The 25,957-nt window shown below is 64.6% G+C and carries 27 protein-coding genes and 1 pseudogene; 17 read left to right on the forward strand and 11 right to left on the reverse strand.

Going from position 1 to position 25,957, the window contains the following annotated elements:
- Positions 1 to 144 precede the first annotated feature (144 nt).
- Complete coding sequence (locus QCE88_RS27880; RefSeq protein WP_309908107.1) at positions 145 to 912, forward strand: DeoR/GlpR family DNA-binding transcription regulator; 768 nt, start codon at positions 145 to 147, stop codon at positions 910 to 912.
- 9 nt (positions 913 to 921) lie between these two features.
- Here the strand turns inward: QCE88_RS27880 and QCE88_RS27885 are convergent, their stop codons facing one another.
- Genes QCE88_RS27885 through QCE88_RS27900 form a run of 4 tightly spaced genes read right to left on the reverse strand, consistent with a single transcriptional unit; the run spans position 922 to position 3,756 of the window.
- On the reverse strand, positions 922 to 1,647 hold the full coding sequence (locus QCE88_RS27885; RefSeq protein ID WP_309908108.1) for a GGDEF domain-containing protein: 726 nt from the start codon (positions 1,645 to 1,647) through the stop codon (positions 922 to 924).
- Between the two features lie 2 nt (positions 1,648 to 1,649).
- Positions 1,650 to 2,045, reverse strand: a complete 396-nt coding sequence (locus tag QCE88_RS27890) for a DUF1987 domain-containing protein (RefSeq protein ID WP_309836603.1) — start codon at positions 2,043 to 2,045, stop codon at positions 1,650 to 1,652.
- A gap of 19 nt (positions 2,046 to 2,064) precedes the next feature.
- Positions 2,065 to 2,628 (reverse strand): SiaB family protein kinase, encoded by a 564-nt coding sequence (locus tag QCE88_RS27895; protein WP_309908109.1) that lies wholly within the window; start codon positions 2,626 to 2,628, stop codon positions 2,065 to 2,067.
- Between the two features lie 12 nt (positions 2,629 to 2,640).
- The gene (locus tag QCE88_RS27900; RefSeq protein ID WP_309908794.1) at positions 2,641 to 3,756 is read right to left on the reverse strand and encodes a SpoIIE family protein phosphatase; all 1,116 of its coding nucleotides are present in this window, start codon (positions 3,754 to 3,756) and stop codon (positions 2,641 to 2,643) included.
- 474 nt (positions 3,757 to 4,230) lie between these two features.
- On the opposite strand from QCE88_RS27900, the pseudogene flhD reads away from it, so the two are divergent.
- From flhD to QCE88_RS27950, 10 genes and pseudogenes are all read left to right on the forward strand, one after another.
- Positions 4,231 to 4,549: pseudogene (flhD, locus tag QCE88_RS27905) on the forward strand (flagellar transcriptional regulator FlhD).
- 12 nt (positions 4,550 to 4,561) lie between these two features.
- Entirely contained in the window at positions 4,562 to 5,176 is a 615-nt protein-coding gene (gene flhC, locus QCE88_RS27910) for a flagellar transcriptional regulator FlhC (protein ID WP_309908110.1), read from the forward strand.
- A 155-nt stretch (positions 5,177 to 5,331) separates the two neighbouring features.
- Complete coding sequence (locus QCE88_RS27915; protein WP_309908111.1) at positions 5,332 to 6,078, forward strand: SDR family oxidoreductase; 747 nt, start codon at positions 5,332 to 5,334, stop codon at positions 6,076 to 6,078.
- 75 nt (positions 6,079 to 6,153) lie between these two features.
- Positions 6,154 to 7,068 (forward strand): LysR substrate-binding domain-containing protein, encoded by a 915-nt coding sequence (locus tag QCE88_RS27920; protein ID WP_309908112.1) that lies wholly within the window; start codon positions 6,154 to 6,156, stop codon positions 7,066 to 7,068.
- Between the two features lie 155 nt (positions 7,069 to 7,223).
- Positions 7,224 to 8,243 carry a MoxR family ATPase gene (locus tag QCE88_RS27925; RefSeq protein ID WP_309908113.1) on the forward strand — a complete coding sequence of 340 codons (1,020 nt, stop codon included), beginning with the start codon at positions 7,224 to 7,226 and terminating at the stop codon, positions 8,241 to 8,243.
- 16 nt (positions 8,244 to 8,259) lie between these two features.
- Entirely contained in the window at positions 8,260 to 9,132 is an 873-nt protein-coding gene (locus tag QCE88_RS27930; RefSeq protein WP_309908114.1) for a VWA domain-containing protein, read from the forward strand.
- The gene (locus QCE88_RS27935; RefSeq protein ID WP_309908115.1) at positions 9,129 to 9,986 is read left to right on the forward strand and encodes a hypothetical protein; all 858 of its coding nucleotides are present in this window, start codon (positions 9,129 to 9,131) and stop codon (positions 9,984 to 9,986) included. Before QCE88_RS27930 ends, QCE88_RS27935 begins: the two co-directional genes overlap by 4 nt.
- 4 nt (positions 9,987 to 9,990) lie before the next feature.
- Positions 9,991 to 10,971: a vWA domain-containing protein gene (locus tag QCE88_RS27940; protein WP_309908116.1), complete on the forward strand. Its 981-nt coding sequence runs from the start codon at positions 9,991 to 9,993 to the stop codon at positions 10,969 to 10,971.
- Entirely contained in the window at positions 10,968 to 11,507 is a 540-nt protein-coding gene (locus tag QCE88_RS27945) for an MxaL protein (RefSeq protein WP_309908117.1), read from the forward strand. Before QCE88_RS27940 ends, QCE88_RS27945 begins: the two co-directional genes overlap by 4 nt.
- Positions 11,504 to 12,424, forward strand: coding sequence for an MxaL protein (locus QCE88_RS27950; protein ID WP_309908118.1), 921 nt, complete (start codon positions 11,504 to 11,506; stop codon positions 12,422 to 12,424). Before QCE88_RS27945 ends, QCE88_RS27950 begins: the two co-directional genes overlap by 4 nt.
- Before the next feature lie 10 nt (positions 12,425 to 12,434).
- On the opposite strand, the gene QCE88_RS27955 is transcribed toward QCE88_RS27950, so the two are convergent.
- Positions 12,435 to 13,400: a hypothetical protein gene (locus QCE88_RS27955; RefSeq protein WP_309908119.1), complete on the reverse strand. Its 966-nt coding sequence runs from the start codon at positions 13,398 to 13,400 to the stop codon at positions 12,435 to 12,437.
- 223 nt (positions 13,401 to 13,623) lie between these two features.
- Between QCE88_RS27955 and QCE88_RS27960 the strand changes: the two genes are divergently transcribed.
- Together QCE88_RS27960 and QCE88_RS27965 are read left to right on the forward strand one after the other, a co-directional pair.
- Positions 13,624 to 13,998: a hypothetical protein gene (locus QCE88_RS27960; protein ID WP_309908120.1), complete on the forward strand. Its 375-nt coding sequence runs from the start codon at positions 13,624 to 13,626 to the stop codon at positions 13,996 to 13,998.
- A 15-nt stretch (positions 13,999 to 14,013) separates the two neighbouring features.
- Positions 14,014 to 14,205, forward strand: a complete 192-nt coding sequence (locus QCE88_RS27965) for a helix-turn-helix transcriptional regulator (RefSeq protein WP_309908121.1) — start codon at positions 14,014 to 14,016, stop codon at positions 14,203 to 14,205.
- A gap of 22 nt (positions 14,206 to 14,227) precedes the next feature.
- Here QCE88_RS27965 and QCE88_RS27970 read toward each other — a convergent pair whose 3' ends face one another.
- Together QCE88_RS27970 and QCE88_RS27975 are read right to left on the reverse strand one after the other, a co-directional pair.
- Positions 14,228 to 15,283 carry an NAD(P)-dependent alcohol dehydrogenase gene (locus tag QCE88_RS27970; RefSeq protein WP_309908122.1) on the reverse strand — a complete coding sequence of 352 codons (1,056 nt, stop codon included), beginning with the start codon at positions 15,281 to 15,283 and terminating at the stop codon, positions 14,228 to 14,230.
- Between the two features lie 49 nt (positions 15,284 to 15,332).
- The gene (locus QCE88_RS27975; RefSeq protein WP_309908123.1) at positions 15,333 to 15,752 is read right to left on the reverse strand and encodes a heme-binding protein; all 420 of its coding nucleotides are present in this window, start codon (positions 15,750 to 15,752) and stop codon (positions 15,333 to 15,335) included.
- 168 nt (positions 15,753 to 15,920) lie between these two features.
- Here QCE88_RS27975 and QCE88_RS27980 point away from each other — a divergent pair, with 168 nt between their 5' ends.
- From QCE88_RS27980 to QCE88_RS27990, 3 genes are all read left to right on the forward strand, one after another.
- The gene (locus tag QCE88_RS27980) at positions 15,921 to 16,607 is read left to right on the forward strand and encodes a dihydrofolate reductase family protein (RefSeq protein ID WP_309908124.1); all 687 of its coding nucleotides are present in this window, start codon (positions 15,921 to 15,923) and stop codon (positions 16,605 to 16,607) included.
- A 140-nt stretch (positions 16,608 to 16,747) separates the two neighbouring features.
- On the forward strand, positions 16,748 to 17,116 hold the full coding sequence (locus QCE88_RS27985) for a response regulator (protein ID WP_309908125.1): 369 nt from the start codon (positions 16,748 to 16,750) through the stop codon (positions 17,114 to 17,116).
- Positions 17,117 to 17,228: 112 nt separating this feature from the next.
- Complete coding sequence (locus QCE88_RS27990) at positions 17,229 to 22,814, forward strand: AAA family ATPase (RefSeq protein ID WP_309908126.1); 5,586 nt, start codon at positions 17,229 to 17,231, stop codon at positions 22,812 to 22,814.
- Here the strand turns inward: QCE88_RS27990 and QCE88_RS27995 are convergent.
- The 3 genes from QCE88_RS27995 to QCE88_RS28005 form a co-directional block, all read right to left on the reverse strand.
- Positions 22,781 to 23,218: a hypothetical protein gene (locus tag QCE88_RS27995; protein WP_309908127.1), complete on the reverse strand. Its 438-nt coding sequence runs from the start codon at positions 23,216 to 23,218 to the stop codon at positions 22,781 to 22,783. The genes QCE88_RS27990 and QCE88_RS27995 overlap by 34 nt on opposite strands.
- Before the next feature lie 39 nt (positions 23,219 to 23,257).
- On the reverse strand, positions 23,258 to 23,485 hold the full coding sequence (locus tag QCE88_RS28000; RefSeq protein ID WP_309908128.1) for a hypothetical protein: 228 nt from the start codon (positions 23,483 to 23,485) through the stop codon (positions 23,258 to 23,260).
- A gap of 253 nt (positions 23,486 to 23,738) precedes the next feature.
- Entirely contained in the window at positions 23,739 to 24,008 is a 270-nt protein-coding gene (locus tag QCE88_RS28005; RefSeq protein ID WP_309908129.1) for a DUF4148 domain-containing protein, read from the reverse strand.
- A gap of 104 nt (positions 24,009 to 24,112) precedes the next feature.
- Between QCE88_RS28005 and QCE88_RS28010 the strand changes: the two genes are divergently transcribed.
- A complete protein-coding gene (locus QCE88_RS28010; RefSeq protein WP_309908130.1) occupies positions 24,113 to 24,418 on the forward strand; it encodes a hypothetical protein in 306 nt (101 codons plus the stop codon).
- Between the two features lie 30 nt (positions 24,419 to 24,448).
- Here QCE88_RS28010 and QCE88_RS28015 read toward each other — a convergent pair whose 3' ends face one another.
- Positions 24,449 to 25,855, reverse strand: coding sequence for an NAD-dependent succinate-semialdehyde dehydrogenase (locus tag QCE88_RS28015; RefSeq protein ID WP_309908131.1), 1,407 nt, complete (start codon positions 25,853 to 25,855; stop codon positions 24,449 to 24,451).
- Positions 25,856 to 25,957 lie beyond the last annotated feature (102 nt).

The raw sequence follows: 25,957 nt of genomic DNA on the forward strand, positions 1-25,957 counted from the left end.
TTCTTTCGAAAGTCAAAGGGAAGCAAACGAAAGAAGGGAAAACACCTAAGCAGGGCACGGCTGAGCGCCCGATGAGGCAGAATAGGGCTTGTAGACGGGCATACAGACGCGCGTGCCGGGCGACGCGTCGGCGGGAAACCAAAAATGGATCAACGGACCAGAACAGAAAAAATTTTCGAACGCGTGCAGGCCGCGAAACTGGTGAAGCTGTCGGAGCTTTCCAGCGAATTCGGCGTTTCCATGCCGACGATTCGAAAGGACATCGACGAATTGCAGCGTCTCGGGCGCGTGGAACGCGTGCATGGCAGCGTGCGGCTGAAGTCGGCGCATGCGGAGACCGCGCGACGCAACGACGACGCGCCCGTGCTGCCCACCAGCCCGGAGAAGGCGTTGATCGGCAGGAAGGCGGCGAGCCTGATCTCGAACGGCGACTCGCTGATTCTCGACTGCGGCGCCACCACGACCGAACTCGCGAAGAACCTGCTCGACCGGAAGAACCTGCGCATCGTGACGAATGCGCTGAACATCGCCATCCTGCTGGGTGCGGAGCCGACCAATCGCGTGATGCTCACGGGCGGCATCTTCAAGGCGGAGACGGTGGCGGTATCGGGTGAGAAAGCGTCGGCCTTCTTCGAAGGCATGTTCGTCGACAAGCTTTTTCTCGCGGCGGGCGGCGTGTCGATGGAGTCGGGCATCTCGTATCCGGACTTCATCGACCTGCATGTGAAGCGCGCGATGATCGACGCCGCGAAGACCGTCTATCTGCTCGCGGATTCGAAGAAGTTCGGCAAGCGGGAGTTCGCCGCGTTTGGCGCGATGGAAAGCATCGACTGTCTGGTGACGGACGAAGGCCTCGGCGACGAGTTCGTCACCTGGCTGAACAGCAGCGGCACGCGCATTCTCTATGCTTGAGCGGCCGCGTTATTGCCCCGCAAATTCCACGCGGTTGCGCCCGCTGCGCTTGGCGCGATACAGCGCCTCGTCGGCGAGGCCATAGGCCGTATCGAAACCGGTTCCTGCGCGGTTGTGACTGACGCCAAAGCTGACCGTGATGCGCCGGTCCAGTGACGGCACCACGCGCGCCTCGCTGATGGCAGCCCGCATGCGTTCGGCGAGCGATGCGGCAGCAGCGTGATCGTCGCCCGGCACCAGCACCGTGAACTCCTCCCCGCCCACCCGTCCGATGAACCCGCGCTCGCCCACGATCCGGCGCAGACAATCGACGACGCCGAGAATCACCGCATCGCCCGTCGGATGACCGAAGTCGTCGTTGACGCGCTTGAACTCGTCGATGTCGAGCACGATCATCGTCGCGCTGCGTTCCTTCAGCATGCGCGTAGCCTGCTCGATCACGGCGCTGCGGTTGAGCACGCCGGTCAGCGCGTCATGCGAGGCGCGATGCGCGAGTTGCTGCGCCAGCGCCTGCATCTCGCGTTCGGCGCGGTCGCTGCGGCCGATCAGACGGCGCGTTTCCCGCATCAGACGCTCGAAGTGATCGATGAGCGCGCCCAGCGACTGATGCAGGGCTTCGGCATCCGCGCCGTCCGCTGCATGCACGCCGCGCGCCTTCTCCAGCGCGGCGGTTTCGTTCTCGAACAGATCGGGGGCGTGAGCGGGCGTCGGGTCGCCGGGAGAGATCGAAGCCATCCTCAGCGTCCCGGGTAAGCCACCGGACGATCGGTGAACTCGATGGCATCGAAATCCGCCTTCAGTTCCTCGCCGAACTCGGCGATCGTCTCGTCTTCTTCATCGTGATACCAGTTCATCAGCACGCGGCAGCCCGACTGCGCGGCCTCGTTCAGCGCATCGAACATGCTGAACAGCATCTTGGTGCTCGAACTGTTGAAGTACGTGAGCGCGACGTCGATGGTGACGGCCGCGTCCGTGTTCACCGCAAGATACTTGCGCATCCGCTCGATGACGGGCGCATAGAAGGCCGCCGCGTTCTCCGGATACGACTCACCCTTCAGCAGCAACGCATGCTGATCGAAACGGAAATCGACCTCGGGCGACGTGGTCGTGGCGGCAATATAGAAGTTGTCCATGATTCCTTGCGCCTTGTGCTCAGATGATGGCCATGAGGCAAAACAGCGTGGTTCCGGGTTCGTCGGCACGCGGATGAAAAGCGAATTCGAGCGGCGCGCTGGCATCGCGCGCCATCGTGAGGAAGCCCATGCCAGCGCCCTTGCTGTCTTCCGGCGTCTCGGCGCGCAACGACTCCTTGTAGGCTTGCTTGATCTGCTCGAGCGACATGTGACGCAGCGGCTCGAGCTTGTTGCGCAGGTTGTCCACTTCGGCGCTCGCCATCGGGTTGACGCACAGCATGACGTGACGGTCTCCGTCGCGCGAGATGCAGACCGCGCCCTCGCGAATGGAGCCGTCCAGCTCGCCGTTGCGCGCCAGCGCATTCGACGAGTAATGCACGATGTTCTGCGACAGCTCGACGAACGAAGAGAACAGCTTGCGCCGCGTCGGGCCGTTCACGCCGGCCACTTCGAGTTGCAGTTTGACGACCTCGCCCATCGCCGCGACGATGTTATGCGAGAAGTAGCCCTTGTGATAGAAGAGCACGTTGCGTCGCTGCGCCAGGTCGAAAAAGGCGCTGTCTTGATCGAGTAGTTGAGACATGCTTGGGAAGAGCTAGAGTCGCACACAAAAGAACGTTACGTCGTCGCGCCGGGGCTGCACGCTCTGCCAGTCCGCGAGCGTCTGCCGCAGCCGTTCGCAAAGGGCTGCCGCCGGTTCGGCACGATGCTCGCGAATCACATCGAGCGCGCGACGCCGGCCGAAGGAAATGCTGCGCGGTCCGCCGATCTGATCGGTCAGGCCGTCGGTGCAGATGAACAGCAGGCTGCCGGGCGCCACGGCCACCGAGTGCAGGTTCCACACATAGTCCGCGTGGCTGTCCACGTAGCCGACGCCCATGCGGTCGGCGGCGAGCGTCTCGAACTCCGCCGAGTCAGGCGGCAGGATATGCAGCGCGATCCGCGCGCCGGCGAAATGCAGCACGTTCTCGCGCGTGTCGAACCAAAGGAACGCAGTGTCCAGGCCGTCGTTCGAACGGGCCTCGCCTGGCGCGCTGTTCACCTGACCGAGCAGACCCTTGACGTTTCGGTTCACCGCCGAGAGCAGCGCGGCCGGATCGCGCGGCCCCATCTGTTCGAGCGCCTGCGACAGCGAAGCGGACGCCAGCAGCGTCATGAACGCGCCGGGCACGCCGTGGCCGGTGCAATCGGCGATGGCGCCGAACCAGCCATGCGGGAACGCGGCGAAGTGGTAGAAGTCGCCGCCCACGACATCGCGCGGCTCCCACAGCAGCGCGGCGCCCGGCAATTGAGTGGCCAGCGCTTCGTCGGAGGCACGCAGCATCGCGCGCTGGATCACGCTCGCGTACTCGATGCTCTGCATGATCTGGCGATTTTTCTCCGCCTGCATTTCCGCGACGGCGCTGACCAGTTCCAGACCGCTGCCCACGCCCGCAAAGCGCCCGCCGCGCGTCACGATGAAGCCGTCCACCAAAGCTTTCTCACCGGCTTCGACTGTCCTGAACGCAAGCGTTTCGATGCTTTCGTCCGCGTCGACGACCAAAGGCTCCTTGTCCATGAAAGCGATGCAGCTTTTCTTGTCGTAAAGTTCGCGATGAAAAGGCTTGCTCATCTGCGACATGAAAATATCGCGGTTGATCAGTCCGATCGGGCGCAGATTTTCAATCACGGCCAGGCTTCCCATATCACGGCGCGCAGAGAAGATTTCCATGACGAGGGAATTCGAATCCTCGGCATCCACGAATGGAACTTCCTGGGATAAATCTCCCGCGACGCGTAAATTGCGCTGGCCGGAGAAGCGGTGAAACCTTGAAAACGCAGGGTGCATCGGGACGTCGGAGGTTGAGAAAACAGAGCACGCTAAGGCTTCTGTGTGAAGTTTTGGTGACAACAAAGCAGGTGATGTTTTCGCCACACCGTGCAAACGTTTGCCGAATGGGTCCCTTTTCGAGCCATACGCTCTCGTCGTCTCACCCGCGAAAATTGCCGGCGTTTCCACGATCGAACAGAAATAAATCCCGAACCGCTACTTTGAATTACGCGGATTCTATTGATTAATACTATTCGTCTGAGTATTGAAACGGTTTGACTGAGTGTCTAAACTGAAATTAATGATTCTTCGCGACACAGGCGTGAATGAATCGACTGGCAACAGCCCTCTTATAAATCTCAAAGGCTGAATACCATGGACCATCAGGACACACAGGAAATCATTCGCGAAATCAATCTCTCCTATCTCATTCTGGCGCAGCGGCTGCTGCGCGAGGACCGGGCAATCGGCATGTTCCGTCTGGGGTCTGTCCGGGGAGGTGGCGGACCTGCTGAGCGGCCTTTCATTGCCGCAGGTCGTGAAGCTCGCATCGGCGGATCAGTTGCTGTGCGCTTTCCGCTTCAACGACCGCATGCTGCTCTCCGCGCTCACACAGGCGCCACGGCATGCCGACGTCGGCTCCACGCATGCCGCCATTCTCATGGCCGGGCAACCCGCCCGCCAGTTCGCCTGACACGGGGACTGCATGAATACGCCAGCAAAGAAGACCGTCACCGAGGACGCCCAGGAAGTGTTTCGCGCCATTGCGCTGATTCAACTGGGCGCGCGCATGCAGGTGCTCGAAAGCGAACTGAAGCTGTCACGCGACCGGCTGATCCGGCTGTATCGCGAAGTGCGGGGCGCATCGCCGCCCAAGGGCATGCTGCCTTTCTCGGCGGACTGGTATATGCCCTGGCTGCCCAATATTCACGCGTCGCTCTTTTTCAACACTTACCAGTTCCTCAAGAACGATGCGAAGTGTTCACACCTCGACGCGCTCACCAAAGGTTATCGCCTGTATCTCGAACATTGCGCGCGCACCGACACCGAACCGGTGCTCGATCTCACCCGCGCGTGGACGCTGGTGCGCTTCTTCGAAGCCGAGATGCTGCAACTGACGCCCTGCTGCCGCTGCACGGGAAAGTACATCGCGCACAAGCACGACCTGCAGCATGGCGTCGTGTGCGGCGCGTGCCAGCCGCCGTCGCGCGCCGGCAAGACACGCAAGGCGGCGGCGCGGGCGGCAGAGCAGACCTTTGCAGCGGTAGCCGAGGACGAGCTTGCGGCGTCGCCGGATTTCATTCCGCCGCAGGCCGCGTGAGGCTTTCCCGCGCCTTACATATGGCGGCGTAGTTTTTCTTCTTCGCCCGCACAGATCATCTCGTTTGTCGGGGACGCACCGTTCGTCGATAGTGAAGTCACGGGCAACGCAACACAGCGAAGCCCTTCACCTCACCACTATCGAAGGAGTCGGTCATGAAGCTCAACGACAAGGTTGCACTGATCACGGGCGGAACCTCGGGTATCGGTCTGGAAGCCGCCAAGCTGTTTCAACAGGAAGGCGCGAAGGTCATCGTGACGGGCACGCATCCGGGCCGTCTCGAAGAAGCCGCCCGTCTCCTCGGCGACTCCGCGATGGCGCTCAACGTCGACCTGCGCGACCCGGCTCAACTCGACCGGGCGATCGTCGAGATCGTGGAAACGCATGGACGCATCGACGTGGTGTACGCCAACGCGGGCGCCGCCACCGCCGCGCCGATCGAAGCCGTGACGCCCGAACAGATCAGCGAGCAATTCGCCCTGAACTTCAACGGCGCGTTCTTCACCATTCAGAAAGCCGTGCCGCACATGCCGAAGGGCGGCGCGATCGTCGTCACCACGTCGTTCCTGAATGAAACCGGCACGCCGGGTCTGTCGGTGCTCGCGGCGACGAAAGCGGCCTTGCGCTCGCTGGTGCGTTCGGCCGGCGCCGAACTCGCGCCGCGCGGCATTCGCGTCAATGCCGTGAGCCCGGGGCCGATCGCCACGCCCTTCCACGGCAAGCTCGGTTTGTCGGAAAAAGAACTGGCCGCCGCCGGCGAAGGCATTCAATCCGCGGTGCCGCTGAAGCGCTTCGGCGAAGCGCGGGAAGTGGCGCAAGCCGCGCTGTTCCTCGCCAGCGATGACGCAGCCTTCATCACCGGCACGGAGATGGTAGTTGACGGCGGCCTGACGCAGTTCTGACAGCGCGCTTCGCGGTCTGGCCGGGCGCAGCACATTTCGGTAGATTGAGCGCATCTTCCGCATGCAGGAGCCATCATGCGAGCGCCCGGCAACCTGAACGCGCTGCGAGCCTTCGAAGCGGTCGCGCGGCATCTGAGCTATACCGCCGCAGCCAATGAACTCAACGTGACGCCCGCGGCGGTCGGTCAGCTGATTCGCGGGCTGGAAGGCACTCTCGATGTCGAACTGTTTCATCGCTCGACATCCGGTGCTTCACGACTCACGCTGACCGACGCCGCCCGCGACGCCCTGCCCGACCTGCAAGGCGGTTTCGATCTGCTTTCCAACGCGATGGAAGCGCTCAAGGCCAGCAAGTCGCGCATCGTCTTCACCGTGACCGTGCCGCCCGCCTTCGCGGACAAGTGGCTGCTGTGGCGGGTCGAACGCTTCCTGCGCCGGCATCCTTATTACGATCTGCGTATCGACACGAGCGGACGTTTGACGGACTTCACCGCCGAACGCATCGATGCCGGCATCCGCTACGGCGCGGGCGTATGGCCCGGTCTCGATGCCACCTTCCTGCTGCGCGACGAGTTCTTTCCGGTGTGCAGTCCGGCCCTGCTGCACGGTTCTCAAGCGCTCAAGTCTCCGCTCGACCTGCGGCATCACGCGCTGATCCACGATACGTCGATGAGCGGCTTCGGCGTCTTCCCGACCTGGCGTTCATGGCTGCTTCATGCCGGTTGCCGCGACGGCGTGGACACGCGGCGCGGACTGCAACTCAACGACTCCGCGATGGCGCTGCAAACAGCAATGTCCGGCAATGGTGTGGCGCTCGGCAGGACCACGCTGGTCGAGCGCGATCTCGCCGAAGGCCGCCTCGTCAAGCCATTCGATACGGTGCAGAGCTGCGAGCTGGCTTACTTCCTGGTGCATCGCAAGGGCGGCGGCGAACAGGCGCCGTTGCTCGCGTTCAAGGCGTGGCTGCTCGAAGAAGCGGGCTTGCGCTGAACCGCTTTGTCCGCGACACACTGTCATCGCGCAAGGACAGTGTGCTCCCTGATGCCGCGTGCAATCGGCCTTCCCACGCAGGCATGTCTTATGCATTCGCTGACGCCGGCGTGATCAGGACACCCTCCATTCGAAGCAAGGCACAGCGCGACTTCATGGCATCCGAAACCGAACTCGAAGACTGGCGCGGCGAAGCCCGCAACATGGAGGCAGCGGTTGCGAATGCCGTCGTCGGACAAGAAGCGATTTCTCATCTGATCAACATCGCGCTCTATGCGCGGGGTCATGTGCTGCTGGAAGGCGGCGTGGGCGTCGGCAAGACTACGCTACTGCGCGCCTTCGCCCGCGCCACCGGAGGCGACTTCGAGCGCGTGGAAGGCACCATCGACCTGATGCCGGGCGACCTCATCTATCACACCTTCGTCGATGCCGACGGCAAGCCGCGCATCGAACCCGGTCCCTTGCTGCGTCACGGCGAAGGGCTCAGCACGTTTTTCTTCAACGAGATCAACCGCTCGCGTCCGCAAGTGCAGTCGCTGCTGCTGCGCGCGATGGCCGAGCGCACGGTATCCGCCTTCGGCCGCGACTATCGCTTTCCGCACCTGACCGTGTTCGCGGATCGCAACAAGGTGGAGAAGGACGAGACCTTCGAACTGGCGTCGGCGGCGCGGGACCGCTTTCTCTTCGAACTCAACATGCCGACGCCGCAGGACGACGACGTGCGCCGCGCGCTGGTCTTCGAGCCGAAGTTCCATGACGTCGATGTCCTCATGGAAAGCGTGCCGCGCGCGGTGATCGACGCGACGCGGCTCAACGCCATTGGCGCGGCGATCCAGCGCAGCGTCACGCTGAGCCCGCGCATCGAACGCTATGTGCTCGATATCTGGCAGGCGACCGAAACGCCGCGCCGCTACGGCATCGAACTGCCCGACGTCGACATGGACCGGCTGATTCTCGCGGGCGCCAGTCCGCGCGGCATGAGCGCGCTGGTGCGCGCGGTGCGCGTGCGCGCGTGGCTCGAAGGACGCCTGCATGTGCTGCCCGAAGACGTTCATGCGGTGCTGCTGCCGGCGCTCGGTCACCGGGTCTTCTTCACGCCTGTCTATGAAATGCGCCGGCAGGAACTCGCCGATGCATTGACCGCGATGATCGTGCGCACGATCGCGGTTCCCTGATCCTGAACGCCGGGTCATGAAGGATCCCGTCGAATTCCACTACCGGCTGCCCGGGCGCGCGAGCGGCTTCCGGCCCGGTTCGCATCCGGGCACGAGCTTCGGCGCGGGACAGGAGTTCGCGATGCACGCGCGGCTGTTCGATCATCCCGATCCACGCCGGCTCGACCTGCGCGCCAGCCAGCGCGCCGTGCCGCAGCAATGGCTGGTGCGCCTGCATTTGCAGCGCGTCGCGGTGCCTGTGCAGGTGCTGGTCGATGTCTCCGCTTCGATGCGCTTCGGCGCGCACCGGCCAAAGCTCGATCTCGCCGCCGAGTTCGTCGAGGCGCTGTGCTACAGCGCGTTCCGGGCGGGCGATCAGGTGGGCCTGCTCGGCTTCGACCAGAACGTGCGCGAAGACCTGTTCATGCCGGCGCGCCATGGCCGCGGTGTCGGCGATGAAATGGGGCAGCGGCTGCGCACCTGTTCCGTGTCCGCGCATTCGGCAAACACGGCAAACACGGCGGCGGGACTTGTGCGTGCGCTCGAACGTCTGGCGGGGCGACGCGGTCTCGTGTTCCTGGTGTCCGACTTTCACTGGCCGCTGGATGTGCTCGACGCCGCGCTCGATCGGCTGGTCCATGCGCGCCTCGTGCCGATGGTCATCTGGGACACGGCCGAAACCGAGCCGCCGGCCAGCGGCCGCTTTCTTCAGGTGCGCGACATCGAGGATGGCAGACGCCGTGCGCTGTGGCTGCGGCCTGCGATGGCGCAGCAGTGGCGCGACAACGTCGCGAAGCGCCGCGCGGAGTTGAGCGGCGTGTTGCGCAAGCGCGGTGCGACTCCGTTCTTCGTCGAGGGCGCCTTCGATGCCGAGGCGCTCTCGCGTTACTTTCTGGAAACCACGGCATGAGGCGCGGCACAGGCTCGATCGGCACGGCGCTATTGCTGTGCGCGATGCTCGCCCGCGCCGAGCCGACGATGACGGCCACCGTCGCGCAGCCGCGTGCGTTCGGCTACATGCTCGGCGACGTGCTGACGCAGCGCGTGCTGCTCTCCTCCGACGGACACGCGCTTCATGGCGTGCCGCTGCCCTCGGCGGGCCGCGTCGGCGTGTGGCTCGAACGGCGTCCGGCGCGCATCGAGGAAGACGCGCAGGGACAACCGTGGATGGTGATCGAGTATCAGGTCATCAACGCCGCGCAGACGCTCACGCAGACCGGCTTGCCCGCGCTCGAACTGAAGCCCGCCGATGGCGCGTCGCTGAACGTGGCGGCATGGCCGATCAGCGTCGGGCCGTTGACGCCGCGCAATGCGTTCCGCAACGGCGCGCTTCCGGCGCTGCAACCCGACCGCATCGTCACGCCGACGGATGGACCGGCCGCGCGACGCCGCATGATCGCGATGCTCACGCTGCTGGCGCTGACCGTGCTGGCGTGGGCGGCTTGGTGGACATGGCGGACGCGCAAGGACGCGAGGACGCTGCCGTTCGCGCGCGCGTGGCGGACGATACGCCGCATGGAAACCACCGGAGACGCGCCCTGGGTCCACCTGCACCGCGCATTCGATGCCGCCGCCGCGCAGGTCGTCCATGCAGCGTCGCTGCCCGCGCTGTTCGCGCGCGCGCCCTATCTCGAAGCCTTGCGGCCACGTATCGAGCTTTTCTACGCGCGCTCGCAGCAGCGCTTTTTCACGCCCGACGCCGCGCCGGCCGAAGACCTGCGCGACCTCGCCCGCGCGCTGCACCGTGCGGAACAGAGGCGCTGACGCGATGCCCGTCGACTTCCTCCGCCCCTGGCTGCTGCTCCTGCTGCCGCTCGCGCTGCTGCCGTTGTTGCCAAGGCCCGCCGAATCGTTCGCCTATTCGTTCGTGGACTGGCTGCCGCGCGATCCGCTCGGTTCGGCCATCGATCACGCCCGGCGCCTCTGCGCGTTGCTGGCGATGGCGGCCATCGTCATCGGGCTCGCGGGTCCGGGGCGCTCGCACATGCAGGTGATGCGCACCAGCAGCGCCGCCGAAATCCTCATCCTGATGGACCGGAGCGCAAGCATGGATGCGGTCATGTCAAAGACGCCGGTGAGCGAGCCGAGCGGGCAATCGAAGAATGCGGTGGCGCGCCATGCGCTCGAACACTTCGTCGCCGTGCGGCCCGACGATCGCCTCGCCTTCATGATGTTCGGCATCAGTCCGATCCTCGCCGTGCCGTTCACGGCCGATCACCGCATCATCGACGCGGCGCTCGACGGCACCGGCATCGGGCGCGGCATGCCGGATACGCGGCTGGATCGCGGCCTGATCGCGGCGATCCGGCAGTTCGAGGGACGCGCGTATGCCGCCCGCCGCGCCATCGTGCTGGTCTCGGACGGCGGCGCCAATCTCGACGCCGTCGCGCGCGAAGCGATCCGCAGCGGGCTGACGCGCAACCGCATCGCGCTGTACTTCGTGTACTTGCGCAGCGGCGTCTACAGCCCCGATCTCACGAAGCCTGCATCCGCCGACGACCATTCCGAAGAGGCGGAGCTGCATCGATTTTTCCAGGGGCTCGGGACGCCCTACCAGCTCTATCAGGCCGAGGACGCCGCCGCCATGGCCGCCGCGATGGCCGAGATCGACAAGCAGCACAGCAATCCGCTGTCGTTCGCGGAACGGCTGCCACGACAGGACGACAGCGCGTTCTGCTTCGCCGCCGCGTTGCTGGCGAGCGCGCTGCTGCTGGCCCTGCGCGGCGTTCAGGTGCGGAGCTGGACATGAGGCGCGGCGCGATCCATCTCGTCTTCGGGACCGTCGCTGTCGTTTTCGCGGGGCTGGCCTTGTACGACTGGAGCGTGTTCCGGCACGCGCAGACGGTGACGCGCGACGTGCATGACATGACGATCGCCAAGCCGGATACGCCGGGCACAGCCGGCGAAGTCCAGCTGGCGCGCGCGGCGGCCCTTGCGAAAGCCGGACGCGCCGACGACGCCCAGCATCTGCTCGATCCGCTCGCGGCACAATCCGGCGATCGCCGGCTCCAGACGGCCGCCCTCTTCAATCTCGGCAACCTGTATCTGCGCGAAGCGGCCGGCAGCGAGGCCACCGGCCCCATCCGCTCGCTGCCGCTGCTGGAACAGGCCAAGGACCGTTACCGCACGGCGCTGCGCATCACGCCCGGCGACTGGGACGCGCGCTACAACCTCGAACGGGCGCTGTGGCTCGCGCCCGAAACGCTGGGCGATCAGGAGGAACTCGACATCAAGCATCAATCCTCCTTGAGGCTGCGCGGCGCGCAAAGCGAGGATCTGCCATGAACGCCGCCCTTGCCCCTGCTTCTGGTTCTGCCCGAGCGCCGGGCGGACGGCGCAACTGGGCGCTCGCCGCCGCCGCGCTGCTGCTCGCCGCTGCCGTGTGGATGCCGCCGTTGATGCTGCCGAGGAACGTCGTCAGCGCCATCGTCACCTTCGACATCACGCAGAGCATGGATGTGCAAGACGTCGGCATCGGCAATGCGCCCGTGAGCCGCCTCGAATTCGCGCGCGCGGCCATGCGCGACACGCTGGAACGCCTGCCCTGCGGCTCGCGCATCGGCTGGAGCATCTTCACCGGACAGGGCACGCTGCTGCTCATGCCGCCCGTCGAGGTGTGCGGCAACTTCGACGCCTTGCAGGCTTCGCTCGACGGCATCGGCGGCGACATGCGCTGGACCAACTGGAGCCGCATCGCGGAAGGCGGCGTGTTCGCTGCCGCGCGGACAGCGAAGGCCGTCGGCCACGATACGGGCGTGCTGCTCATCACCGATGGTCAGGAAGCGCCCCCCGTTCTCCCCGACGAACCCGTCAACGACGTGCCGCGCGGACAGGTGAAGGGATGGCTGATCGGCGTCGGCGGCGATCAGCCCGCGCCCATTCCGCGCACGGATCGCGATGGCCGGCGGGTCGGCTACTGGCAACCGGACGAAGTGATCCAGGTACCCGCCCATTCAAACGCGGGCGTCAACGCGCAAAGTCACGAGGAGCTTTCCGCGTTGCGCGGCGAGTATCTGGCTTCGGTGGCGCAGCAGATCGGCTTCGATTACCGCCGTCTGCGCGTGCCGCAGGATCTGTTCGCGGCCATGACCGACCATCGCTACACCCATCGCGACAGCGTGCCGACCGACATCAACTGGCTTCCCGCCGCGCTCGCCTTGCTGTTGCTGACCTGGCGCTTCCTGCCGCAGCGCAGTCCATGAGCGCCGACCGTCACGCCGCCTTGCCGCCCACGGCCTGTTCCTGTTCGATCCAGATCTGGCTGTCGGGAAACCAGAATGCGTCGGGCCGTGGCGGCGCGGCCAGCGTGACACGCAGATCGGGATTGAAGATCTTCGACCACGCCGACAGATAGGACGGCGTCTTCACGAGGCGCCCGCAACGGGCCAGCAGCAGGCTCGACACCAACGCTTCGCGGCCGATCGCAAGACCCGGATAGCCGCTGAAATGCACCGCGGCAGCGCCTTTCGAGAGCAATTGCGCAGGCGCCACGCTGATCGGGCGTTTAAAAGGCCAGGCGAGAAAGAAGTCGATGAAAGCCTGCTCGTCGCTTGACACGAAGAGATTCGTCAACTGCGGATCGAGCGCGAGCGTCTGTTCGACGAGCCGGCAGAAGTCGCTCCACGCCACCGGGAACGCTTCGAACTTCTTGTCCGTGCCGCGAAAGTGGACGCCGAGCGTCGTGGCTGAAATATCGAGCGTTGCACACGCCGCCGCGACTTCTTCACGAATCGATGCAGCGGGCCGGTAGTATGAATTGAACAAGTCGCTCGCACTGCGCAGCCGTAGCGCGCTTTCGTAGCGTCGCCTGAAACCCAGTTGCTCCAGATCCCGCACCACGGACGTCCGGACCCGGCGCGGCGGCCGCGCGCCGCCGGATGCGCGCACGTTCTCGAACAGCGCCGCGAACCAGTCGATCCGGCCTTCCGCGTCGCCATACAGCCCGCCGCGCGCGGAGATTTGAGGCGTCAGTTGTTTCTCCTCGCAATGCACGAGGATGAACAGCACCATCTGCATCACGGAGAAGAATCCCGAAGTCTCCCTGATCTCGATCGCAAACACATTGCGATTCAGCCGCTGCCGCGCATGCAGCGAAAAACGAATCGGCGTGGCCAGCGAATGCTTGAAGCCTTCGCTGCGCCGGAACTGCCTCACGCGTTCCACCACCCTTCGCAACATGTGCGGCCCCGATTGATTTTTGTTCGCTTCGATTGGTGCTGACGATCAGGCGGCTGCGGTAACTTTGAGCATCAAGCGTAGCATCGGGCGATGCCGGCAAGAATAAATTACGCAATCGTTCTGTTGGCCAACAAACGCGGCCTGGCCCTGTAAAGGACGCTTTACAGGGCAATCGTCGTTCGCTATGCTGTAAAGCATCCTTTACACGCAGAGAGACGTCGGCATGAATCGGTATCGCAAGGAAATGACCGCGGCCATGCTGGCCTATGTGGTCTTGCTGATGGCTTCGGTGCTGTGGCTGCGCTCCGGCACGCTCGACAACCCGACGGCCCGCATCGCGGTCGCGCTGTGTCCGATGATCGCCGGCCCGTTCATCTGCTGGGTCGTCGTGCGGCAACTGCGGCGCGTGGACGAACTGTTCCGGCGCGTTCAGCTCGAAGCATTGGCCATCGCGTTCGCGGGCACGGCGCTCATCACGTTCAGCTATGGCTTTCTCGAAGGCGTCGGCTTTCCGAAGCTGTCCTTGTTCGTCGTCTGGCCGGTGATGGCGGTGCTGTGGATCCTGGGCAGCGTGTTCAGTGCGCGCCGCTATCGCTGAGGCGGTGCGCCGGTCATGAAGAACTGCATCCGTGCGTTGCGCGCCGAACGCGAATGGTCGCAGACGGATCTCGCCGGCGCGCTCGGGGTGTCGCGCCAGACGGTGAATGCCATCGAGAACGGCAGGTACGACCCGAGCCTGCCGCTCGCGTTCGCCATCGCCCGCGTGTTCGGACTCAGGATCGAGGAGATCTTCAAGGAGGAGTAAAAACGGCCAAGGGCCTCCTCGTTCAGAACTTCATCACGGCCCGGCCCACCACATCGCCCACGCGCAGACGGTTGATGTAGTCGTTCAGTTCCTCGAAGCCGAAGGTCTTGACCGTGTGACGAATCTTGTCCTGCGCGGCCAGCGCCATCACTTCGCCCAGGTCGGTGTTGTTGCCCCAGAACGAGCCATGCAAGGTCTGCTCGCGCGAGACACGCGGAAACAGCGGAATATCGATGCGATCGCCCACCAGACCGACATCGGCATAGTGGCCGCTGATCGACAGGAGACTCATGGCCAGTTGCACCATCTCGGGGGCGCCGGCGCAGTCCATGGCGGCGTCGATGTCGTTGCGACCCACCAGTTGTTGCAATTCGCGCCCGATATCAGCGGATGATTTGCCCTTGATATCGACGATGTAATCCGCGCCGTACTCACGCGCAATGGCAAGCTTCTCCGGATTCCGCGCGAACGCAATCACCCGCGCGCCCGCGCCGAGAATCTTCGCGTACTGCACCGCATAGCCGCCCAGCCCGCCGACACCAAACACGCCGACCAAACGATCCGGGCCCAGTGCGCCAGCATCGCGCAGCTTCTTGAGACCGCGATAAGGCGTAAGGCCCGCATCGGTCAACGGCGCGAGCGTTTCGAAGGACAAGCGCTTGTCCACCTTGATCAGGTAGCGCGCCGGCACGGGAATGAACTCGGCGAAACCGCCCACCGGACCGAAGCCCGGCCAACGCACGTTGGGGCAGATATGCGTGTTGCCGATCTGGCAATGGCGGCAAATCCCGTCGCCCCAGCCGGGCGCGACCACCACGTGATCGCTTTCTTCCAGTCCCGCCGCCGCGGGCACGATGCGCCCGATTTTGCTGATGACGCCCGTGATCTCGTGACCGAGCGTGATCGGCGTGGGAATGTCGGCGTACTTGCGGAAGTAGCCGTCGATGAGCTGGACATCCGAGCGGCACATCCCGCAGGCCTTGACCTCCACGAGCACTTCGTCTTCGCGGATATCGGGCACCGGGATGTCTTCCAGAACGAGCGGCTTGCCGTATTCGTGCATGCGTGCAGCTTTCATGTGCGTGTCCTCAGGCTGAGTGGATCGAAGAAGGGAAACGTGCGGAGCGTCATTGCTCCAGCGCGGACAGGGCAGCCATGGCGACCTCGATATCCTGCTCGACGGTGCCCGCGCTCGTGCCCACCGCGCCGATGATCTGCCCGCGAAACACCACGGGAATGCCGCCACCGAAGATGACGACCTTGCCCGCGTTGCTCTGCTGGATCCCGAACAGCGGCCTGCCCGACTGGGCCAGCGCGGCCAGTTCCGACGTCTTCTTGTCGAAGATGCGCGCGGTGACGGCCTTGTCGATCGCGAGGTCGATGCTGCCCAGCAGCGCGCCGTCCTGACGCACGAACGCGAGCAGATGGCCGCCCGCATCGACGACGGCGATGTTGTAGGCAATCCCCAGACTGCGTGCCTGCTTTTCGCCCGCAGCCAACATGGTCTTCGCGTCGTCGAGGGTCAGGGTTTCGAAGGATCGCGGCATCTCGTTCTCCGTACAGTTCCGATGGACGCCAACGATACGTGAGGCTTTCAGGCGCGTCGGCGTGACGTGCGTTCAGACAAACACCGCGCGTGCGAGGTTGAAAACGTCATGGAGACGGATCGTCTATCGTTCGCTCTGAAGGTCCTTCCCGCACCGGAGCGCACAAGCATGAAACCCTATGTCGTCGTACACATGATGTCTTCGCTGGACGGCCGCAGTCTCACCGACGGCTGGCAGATGAAATTCGTCTTCAAGCTCTACGAAGACACCGCCGCGCGCTTCGAGGCCGACGCGTGGATATGCGGGCGCGTGACCATGCAGGAGGTTTCTCACGGCGACGATTACCCGAAAGGACTCGCGAAAGGTCCCGTGCCGCGCGTGAACCGCTTCGTCGAACGCGCGGCGAAGCAATACGCGATCTCGATCGACCCGCATGGCCGCGTCGCGTGGAAGAGCAATACCGCGCTCGGTTCCCATGTGATCGAAGTGCTGACCGAAGGCGTCAGCGACGACTATCTGGCGTGGCTCCAGTCGATCGGCGTGTCATACGTGTTCGGCGGCAAGGACGAGATCGATCTGCCCGGCGTGATTCAGACTCTCTCGTCCGAACTGGGCCTGAAGCGGCTGATCGTGGAAGGCGGCTCGCGGGTGAGCGGCGCGTTCGTCAACCAGCGCCTGGTGGATGAGGTGAGCGTGCTGATCGTGCCGCTCGTGGACGGACGCAGCGAGCATCCGTCATCCTTCGAAGTAGAAATGAACGAATGGACCGCGCCGGCTTACCTGACGCTTCAGTCGATGGAGCAACTCGAACGCGGCGCGGTCTGGCTGCGCTACACGGTGGCGGCAGCGCCCTGATGTCCTCGCAACGCACCTATACCAACGTATAAGTTGTCATGCCCCGCCCGCGACGTTTAGGTTGACTCTGGAAGCACATCAGTCAGAACCCAGGGCGCCGTGACGTCTCGGGCCGCTCCTGAGTGACCTCGGGGATTTCCGTGACCGCCAGCGCCCTCGTTTCAATCGTGGAAGACGACGAATCGGTTCGGGTGGCGACCGAGAACCTGCTGCGCTCGCTGGGCTGGCCGGTAATGTCGTTCGGCTCGGCACACGCGTTTCTCGCCTCCGACGCGGTCAGCCGGACCGGCTGCCTGATCTCCGACGTCACGATGTCCGGCATGACCGGAATCGAGATGCACGCGTTGCTCATCTCGCAGGGCCGCGCGCCGCCGACCATCTTCATCACGGGCTTCCCGAATCCGCACGACGAAGCCGTGGTGCTCGCCAACGGAGCCCACGCCTACCTGGAAAAGCCGGTGGAGTCGCACGTGATTCTCGCGCTGGTCCGCACGGCGATCCAGCCTTGATGATCTCCGGCGCAGCGTGCACCTCGCAAGTCCGCGCCATTTTCAGCGAATGACGCCTGGCACGCACCCCGCACGCCGTTGAACCCAAGACCCGAATGCGCAGCGAGCCAAGATGGATTATCTGGATCTCACCGATTACGAGCTGGAGTGGCTGCGCGAGGATGAAGACTTCTCGTTGTATCGGGCGCGGCAGCCCGGCAATCCGGTTTCGGTCCTGACGCTGGTGGCCGCCCGGCCCGGCTCGCGCAGCATCACGCGCCTCGAACACGAATACGCGCTCGCCGCCATGCTCGATGCACGCTGGGCCGCGCAGCCGCTCGCGCTGGCACGTCACAACACCCGGCCGACCCTGGTGCTCGACGACAACGGCTGCGAGCCGCTCGAACGCCTGCTGGGCCGGCCGCTCGCCCTGACGCGCTTTCTGCGGCTCGCCGTGAATCTGGCGGTCGCGCTCGGCCAGGTGCATCAGCGCGGCCTCATCCACAAGGACATCAAGCCCGCCAACGTGCTGGTGGACAGCGAAGACAACGTCCGCCTGACCGGCTTCGGCATTGCGTCGCAGCTCTTGCAGGAACGCCAGGCGCCCGCGCCGCCCGAGATCATCTCGGGCACCTTCGCCTACATGGCCCCCGAGCAGACCGGCCGCATGAACCGCTCGATCGACGCACGCAGCGACCTCTACTCGCTCGGCGTGATGTTCTACGAGATGCTGACGGGCAGCCCGCCCTTCGTCGCGTCGGAACCGATGGAATGGATTCATTGCCATATCGCGCGCACGCCGTTGCCGCCCGCCGAGCGCGTCGCGGGCGTGCCGGACGTGGTCGAGGAGATCGTGCTCAAGCTGCTGCAGAAGACCGCTGAGAATCGCTATCAGACGGCGGGCGGCGTCGAGGCCGATCTCAGGACCTGCCTCGCGGCCTGGCAGGACGAACACCGCATCGAAGCATTCGCGCTCGGCGCGCACGACGCATCCGACCGCCTGCTGATTCCCGAACGCCTCTACGGCCGCGAACCGCAGATCCAGGCGCTGATCGCCGCCTTCGATCGCGTCGTGGCCAGCGGCACCACGGAGATGGTGCTCGTGTCGGGTTATGCGGGAATCGGCAAGTCGTCGGTGGTCAACGAACTGCACAAGGTCCTGGTCCCGCCGCGTGGGCTCTTCGCGGCCGGCAAGGTCGATCAGTATAAGCGCGACATTCCCTACGTGACGCTCGCGCAGGCGTTCCAGTCGCTGGTGCGGGAACTGCTCGGCAAGAGCGAGGAGGAAGTCGCGCGCTGGCGGCAAGCGCTGATGCAGGCGCTCGGCACCAACGGCGAGTTGATGGTGAATCTGATTCCCGAACTGGCGCTCATCATCGGCGAGCAGCCGGCCGTGCCCGTGCTGCTGCCGCGCGACGCGCAAAGCCGCTTCCAGCTCGTGTTCCGACGCTTCCTCGGCGTGTTCGCGCGCCCGGAGCATCCGCTCGCGCTGTTTGTCGACGACCTGCAATGGCTCGATAGCGCCACGCTCGACCTGATCGAGCATCTGATGACGCATCCCGAGGTGCAGCATCTGCTGCTGGTGGGCGCGTATCGCGACAACGAAGTCGGCCCGGCGCATCCTGTGTTGCAGACGCTGGACCGCGTCCGCCAGGCCGGCGGCAACGTGCAGGCCACCGTGCTCGAACCGCTGATGCCCGAGAGCATCGGCGAACTCGTCGCGGATTCGCTTCATTGCGGCGCGGCGGCCGCACAGCCGCTCGCGCAACTGGTGCATCAGAAGACCGGCGGCAATCCCTTCTTCGCGATCCAGTTCCTGACGGCGCTCACCGAAGAGAAGCTGCTGACCTTCGAACGGCGTCGCGCCCACTGGGTCTGGGACCTGCCGCGCATTCGCGCCAAGGGCTTCACGGAAAACGTGGCCGACCTGATGGCCGCGAAGCTCGAACGCCAGCCGCCCGCCACGCGCGACGTGCTGCGGCAACTCGCCTGTCTCGGCAACTTCGCCAGCATTCCGATCCTCACGCTGGTGCAGGGCGGCGCGGAGGAACGGGTGCACGCGCAGTTGTGGGAAGCCGTCAGGGCGGGCCTCGTGTTCCGCGTCGACGGCGCGTACAAGTTCGTGCATGACCGCGTGCATGAAGCCGCCTATGCATCGATACCGGAAAGCGAGCGCGCGGCCGCGCATCTGCGCATCGGCCGCTTGCTCGCTGCGCACATGTCGGCCGACCAGCTCGAAGAAACCATCTTCGATGTCGTCAATCACTTCAATCGGGGCATCGGCCTGATTGCGTCCGCGGAAGAACGCGCGCGCGTGATGCAGCTGAACGTGCTGGCAGGCAGGCGCGCCAAGCATTCGACCGCCTATGCCGCCGCCCGCAATCACTTCGTGCAGGCGGCGGAACTGCTTTCGTCCGATGCCTGGAACGCGTTCTACGACGAAACCTTCCCGCTCTATCTGGAGCTGTCGGAATGCGAGTATCTGGTCGGCAACTTCGAGCACGCGGACGCGCTCTTCGACATGATCCTCGAACGGGCGAACCGGCAACTGGATCGCGCGAAGGTCTACAGCCTGCGCATCAAGCTGTATCAGGTGGCGAGCAAGTATTACGACGGCTTCGCGGTAGCGCTCGGTGCGCTGCGCGATTTCGGTCTCGTGCTGCCCGAGTCGGATGAACAGGCGCAGGCGGCTGTCGCGGACGAACTGCGCGCCGTGAAGGTCAACCTGCGCGGCCGCGCGATCATCGACCTGCTCGACGCGCCCATGGCCAGCGACCCGACCATGCAGGCGATCATCAATCTGCTCGTCGATGCCGTGCCGTGCGCGTATATCGGCCGGCCGGATTTTTATCCGCTCGTGACGCTCAAGGCCGTGAATCTCTCGATGCAGCACGGCAACACGGACCAGTCGAGCTTTGCCTACGGCGTGTATTCGCTGATGCTGGTGTCGGTGGTGCGCGATATCGAATCCGCGTTCCAGTTTTCCGAGCTTTCGCTGCGCCTCAACGACAAGCTCGGCAACGCCAGCCTGCGCGGCACGCTGCTGCATCTGCACGGCGACCATGTGAACTTCTGGCGGCATCACTTCGCCACCGGCATGCCCATTCTTGAGCGCGCCTTCACGGCCTGTCTCGAAGTGGGCGACTTCGTCTATGGCGGCTTTCTCGCTTTCGAAACCATCTGGCAGTTGATCGAGAAAGGCGACGCCCTCGCCGACGTGCAGACGCTCTCGGTGAAATACGCGGCATTCGCGCGCCAGAGCCACAACGACGCGGTCTACCAGACCATCCGCCTCGAACAGCAGTTCGTCGCGAGCCTGCAGGGCCGTTCGCGCGCGCTGCTCGGCCTTGGCGACATCGCGTTCGACGAAGCCGAAAGCGTATCGATCATCACCGCCGCGACCTTCGGCTGCGGCATCGTCTTCTATCACATCATGAAGCAGATGCTCGCCTTCCTGAACGGCGAGTACGCGCGGGCGCTGGAACACGCCGCGCTGGCGGAGCCGTTCCTGCCGGCCGCCATGAGCATGCCGATCGAGGCCACACATCACTTCATCCACGCGCTCACGCTGACTGCGCTCCATCCCGCCGCGAGCCCGGCGCAACAGCGCGCGTACCGGCGCACGCTCGACACCAAGCTGGACAAGTTCGAGCTATGGACCCGCAATTGCCCCGAGAACTTCCGCAATCGCGAAGCGCTTGTCATGGCCGAGATCGCGCGCATCGAGGGCAGGAGCGGCGAAGCGATGAACCTCTACGAAGAGGCGATCCGTTCCAGCCGCGAGCATGGCTTCGTGCAAAATCAGGCGCTCGCCAATGAACTGGCCGCGCGCTTCTACGCGGAGCGCGGCTTCGAGACCATCGCCGACACCTATCTGCGCCATGCCCGCTCGTGCTATCTGCGCTGGGGCGCCGACGGCAAGGTGCGGCAACTGGACCAGATCCACGCGCAATTGCGTCAGGACGTATCGGCGCGCGCGGAGAGCACGATTGCCACGTCCGTCGAGCAACTGGACCTCGGCACGGTCGTGAAAGTGTCGCAGGCGGTGTTCAGCGAAATCGGCCTCAATGAACTGATCCACACGCTGATGGTGCTCGCGCTCGAACATGCGGGCGCGGATCGAGGCGTGCTGGTGTCCCCGCGTGAAGACGAACTCTGGATGGAAGCCGAAGCCACCACCGTGCGCGACACGGTGAACGTGCGCATACCGCATGCGCGCGTGCTGCCCGCCGTGCTGCCGGAGTCGATCCTGCGCTATGTCGCGCGTACCGGCGAAAGCCTGCTGCTCGACGACGCCCGGCATCAAAGTCCGTTCTCGATGGACGACTATCTGCGGCGGCGCGAATGCCGCTCCATTCTGTGCCTGCCGCTCATCAAGCAGGCGAAGCTGATCGGCGTGCTGTATCTGGAGAACACGCTGACGCCTTATGCGTTCACGCCGGCGCGGATCGCCGTGCTCAGGCTGCTGGCCTCGCAGGCCGCCATCTCCCTGGAAAACGCCCGGCTCTACACGGACCTGCATCGCAGCGAGTTGCGTTATCGCCATCTCTTCAGCGAAACGCCGGTGGGCCTCTGCCAGACCGACGCGCGCAGAGTGACGTCGATGCTCGCCGAGTTGCGCGCGCAAGGCATCGACGATCTCGCCGCCTATGTGGACAGCCATCCGGAATGGCTGGAACAGGCGGCGGCGGTGCTGATCGTTGAGGACATCAACAATCATGCGGTGCAGATGTTCGGCGCGAAGGACCGGCGCGACCTGCTCGGCCCGATGACCTGGATCTGGCGCGAAAGCCCCGCCACCTTCCAGCGCGCGCTGGCGAGCCGCTTCAAGGGCGAACCGTGGTTCCAGGAAACCACGCGCCTGCCGACCCTCGACGGACGTGTGATCGATGTCCTGTTCACGGTCGCGCGGCCCCGTCGCAGCGACGATGTCGGCATCGGCGTCATCAGTCTGGTTGATCTGACGGAACGCATCCGCGCGCAGGAAATGCTCCAGCGCGTGCAGGCGGACTTCGCCCACGCGGCCCGCATCTCGATGCTCGGCGAGCTGACCGCCTCCATCGCGCATGAACTGAAGCAGCCGCTGGCGTCCATCGTGATGAACGCGCAAGCGAGTCTCGGCTGGCTGGACCGGCCGGTTCCGGAGATCGAGGAAGCGCGCGAGACCAGCGCCCGCATCACGGCGGACGCGCGGCATGCGGCGGACATCATCGGACGGATTCGCGGCATGGCGGTACGGCGCGCGCCTGAACGCGCGCTGCTTTCGCTCGATGAACTGATCGACGAGTCGCTCGTGTTCCTGCGTCACGAGGCCCAGTTGCGCCGCCTGAGCGTCACGCGCGAATTCGCGCCCGGCGATCCGCTCGTGCTCGCCGACCGCATCCAGCTTCAACAGGTGATCGTCAATCTCGCGGTGAATTCAATGCAGGCGATGGACCTGGCGTCCAGCGTGCGGCGCGAACTCACCATCCGGGTCGGCGCGCACGATGCCGCGACGCTCACCTGCGCGGTGGAGGACAGCGGCCCCGGCATCGACGCTGCGCATCTGCACAGCCTGTTCGAAAGCTTCTTCACGACCAAGGAAAACGGCATGGGCATGGGCTTGCCGATTTGCCGCTCGATCATCGAAGCGCACGGCGGTCGCATTCGTGCCGACAACCAGTCCATCCACGGCGGCGCGCGCTTCTATTTCAGCTTGCCGGTTGCAGCGTCGAGATGATCGGTTGCAAGACCGAATTGACGGGCGATCGACACAAGACGGTCGCGCCATTCCCATTGCAGAAAGATGTCGTGTACGTTCTGCAGGCATGACAGCAATTCGACCGTGCGCGTATCCAAGATGTTGATGCCTGCCCGCAGCAGCGCGCGCTTCAGCGCTTCGACGCCGGCATCCATGTAGACAGGCACGGCAGCGCGCGGCTTGAGGATGTTGCGCACGGGGATGCCTTCCATCGCGGTGACATAGTCGCGCGCCCGGATGAGACTGCCGACCGGACAGCCGCCGCGATGGTTGCGATACGCGCCGCCGCCATGTGGAAGCAGCGCGGTGCGTCCTTGCGAGAGGAGATGCCGGAACGCGTGATCGTAGATCTGCTGATGCGTGAGGAAGGGCGGGTTCTTCATGATGGTGCTCCGATGCTTTACAGCGAAGGCTTTGAAGAATCAACTGCACGATGCATGGCCGGAGCCGCAGCGGGACGGCGCGGGCATGCCCTCGTGTTCTTCGAGCCAGAGTCTTTCAAGCGGCAGCAGCGAGTCGTGATCGAACGCCGTGACCGTCACCGGGCGATGGGTCTTCAGCATGCTGGCGAGTTGCAGCGCGCCGAGCGAAATACACAGCATCGCCGCTACGCAGCAGATATCGAACAAACAACTTCTCAGGCGTCTCATGAGCGGCTTCCTGAACACGTCTTCGTGGTTCGAACTCTAGTCCGTGCTCGCTTCCTGCGCCTTTCTACCTGGGTTCAAGCGTCTGCATGCAAAGGGTTTGGCGCGATGAACCTTCGGTTTGCACGCACGGCTGTCATGCCAACAGATACCGCGCCAACCGTCATCAAATTCCCTGAAACCCGCAAAAATCGGGTGCCGCATCATACGAAGGTATGACGGGCCTCGCGTCGAAAGCCCGTCACGACGTGAACCGCTACTGGCTCTGGGCGGCCTTGCGTTCGGCGCGCTGGATGTCGCCGGGATAGGTGGCGTCGTCGTTGCGCGCCGGATCGTAGCCCGCCGCTTCCAGCTTCTTCAGTTCGGCATTGCGCTTCGCGCGCGCTTCCTTGCGGATTTCCTTGCGTTGCGCCTTGGTCGTGGGCGCGCCATCGTCGGATGTCTGCGCGATCGACACGTTCGGCAGAAGCCATGCCAGGGCCGTCACTGCTGCAACCGCGGTGTACCGTTTCACACTTGACTTCATGGTGCTGCCTCCTTCTGGATCGTGCGTTGGTGGAATCGACGGAACATGAAAGCGGCTAACCGAAGTGTTCGACTAACATGGGTCCCGAATCGATGGAGAAGATCATGAGAATTGCCCTCGACGTAGCGCCTGTGTTCCGCCCTGCTCTTTGTGTTCTCGCACTGACGTGCGCATGTGCGGGCCAGTCCGCCTTCGCCTACACGATCAACACGTATCACGGCGAAGGCGTCAGCCGCATCGAGGCATGCTCGCTCGCCCGCAACGATGCACTATCGCCCACTGCCGAAGAAGCCCACGGCCATCTGCTGAAGCTCGGCAAGTGCGACTGCGGCAAGGCCGACGCAAGCGCAAGCGCGGGCGGCAAGGCGGGTGCATGGCAATGCACGGTGCAGGTCACGCACGAACGCTAGGTCGCCCGCACCGCATCGCCCGAATCGCGCTCAACCGACGTTCTTGATCCAGACGCCTTGCGCATTGACGAACTCGCGCAAGCCAAAGTGCGACAACTCGCGGCCATAGCCGCTCTTCTTCACGCCGCCCACCGGCAGGCGCGGATTCGAGGCGCTGAAGCCGTTGACGAACACACCGCCCGTCTCCAGGCGCCGCGCAATCTCACTCGCCTTCTTGAGGTCCGAAGTCCAGAGATTGCCGCTCAGGCCGTACTCGCAGTTGTTGGCCAGCGCAATCGCATGTTCAAGGTCGTCCGCCACCGTGAGCGCGGCCACCGGGCCGAAGATTTCCTCGTCGAATGCCGCCATGCCCGGCGTCACGTCGCCCAGTACCGTGGGCTCGTAGAAATAGCCCGGACCTTGCATCGGTTTGCCGCCCAGCAGCAGCTTCGCGCCGCTTGCAATCGAACGCTCGACCTGATCGTGGACGCCATCGCGCAAGTCACCGCGCGCAATCGGACCGATGGTCGTCGCCTCGTCGAGCGGATCGCCGGCCTTCACGGCGCGCGCCGCTTCCACGTATCGTTCCGTGAATTCCTGCGCAATGGAACGCTCCAGAATGAAGCGCTTCGCCGCGAGACAGACCTGACCTGCGTTCTGGAAGCGCGCCTCGACGCCCACGTGCACGGCCTTCTCCAGATTCGCATCGGCGAGCACGATATACGCGTCCGCGCCGCCCAGTTCCAGCAGGCTCTTCTTCATCGCCCGGCCCGCCACCGATGCCACCGATGCCCCCGCCCGCATGCTGCCCGTCACCGTGACGGCGGCAATGCGCGGGTCTTCGATCACGGCATCGACGTCCGCGTTACGGATGTGGAGATTCGTGAACGCATGCTTCGGAAAGCCGCTCGCTTCGAACACGTCTTCCAGCGCGTAGGCGCAGCCCTTGACGTTGGCCGCATGCTTCAACACGAACCCGTTGCCGGACAGCATGATCGGGCCGGCCGCGCGCATCACCTGCCAGAACGGAAAGTTCCACGGCATCACGCCAAGGATCGTGCCGATGGGCAGGAACGACACATGAACCCGATCGTCGCCGTCCACCTTCACGGGCTCGTCGGCGAGAATGGCCGGGCCGTGCTCCGCGAACCACTCCATCGACAACGCGCATTTCTCGACCTCCGCCCGCGCCGACTTGAGCGTCTTGCCCATTTCGTGGGTCGCCAGCAGCGCGAGCGGCTCGGCCCGGCTGCGCAGCGTTGCGGCAAGGCGTCGATAGCATTCGACCCGCTCGTTCATCGAGGTGCCGCGCCAGCGTGCGCTGGCCGCCGCGTTGTCGGCCAGCATGCGTTCGAGCTCCGCCGGAGTCTGGTACTCATAGGTGCGGATCAACTCGCCATTGGCGGGGTTGCGGGATACGGTGCCCGCCTTCGATTCCATCGCTGCCTGATTCATCATGTCCTCCGGTTAGCCGTAACGGCGCTCGCATTTTGACTCGGGAAGGCGCGTTCGCTCTTTCGTGAAGCGTCGGCTTTTTGCTGTTTCGTGCGGGACCGATAG

The organism is Caballeronia sp. LZ035 (assembly GCF_031451175.1).
Classification (GTDB): Bacteria; Pseudomonadota; Gammaproteobacteria; order Burkholderiales; family Burkholderiaceae; genus Caballeronia.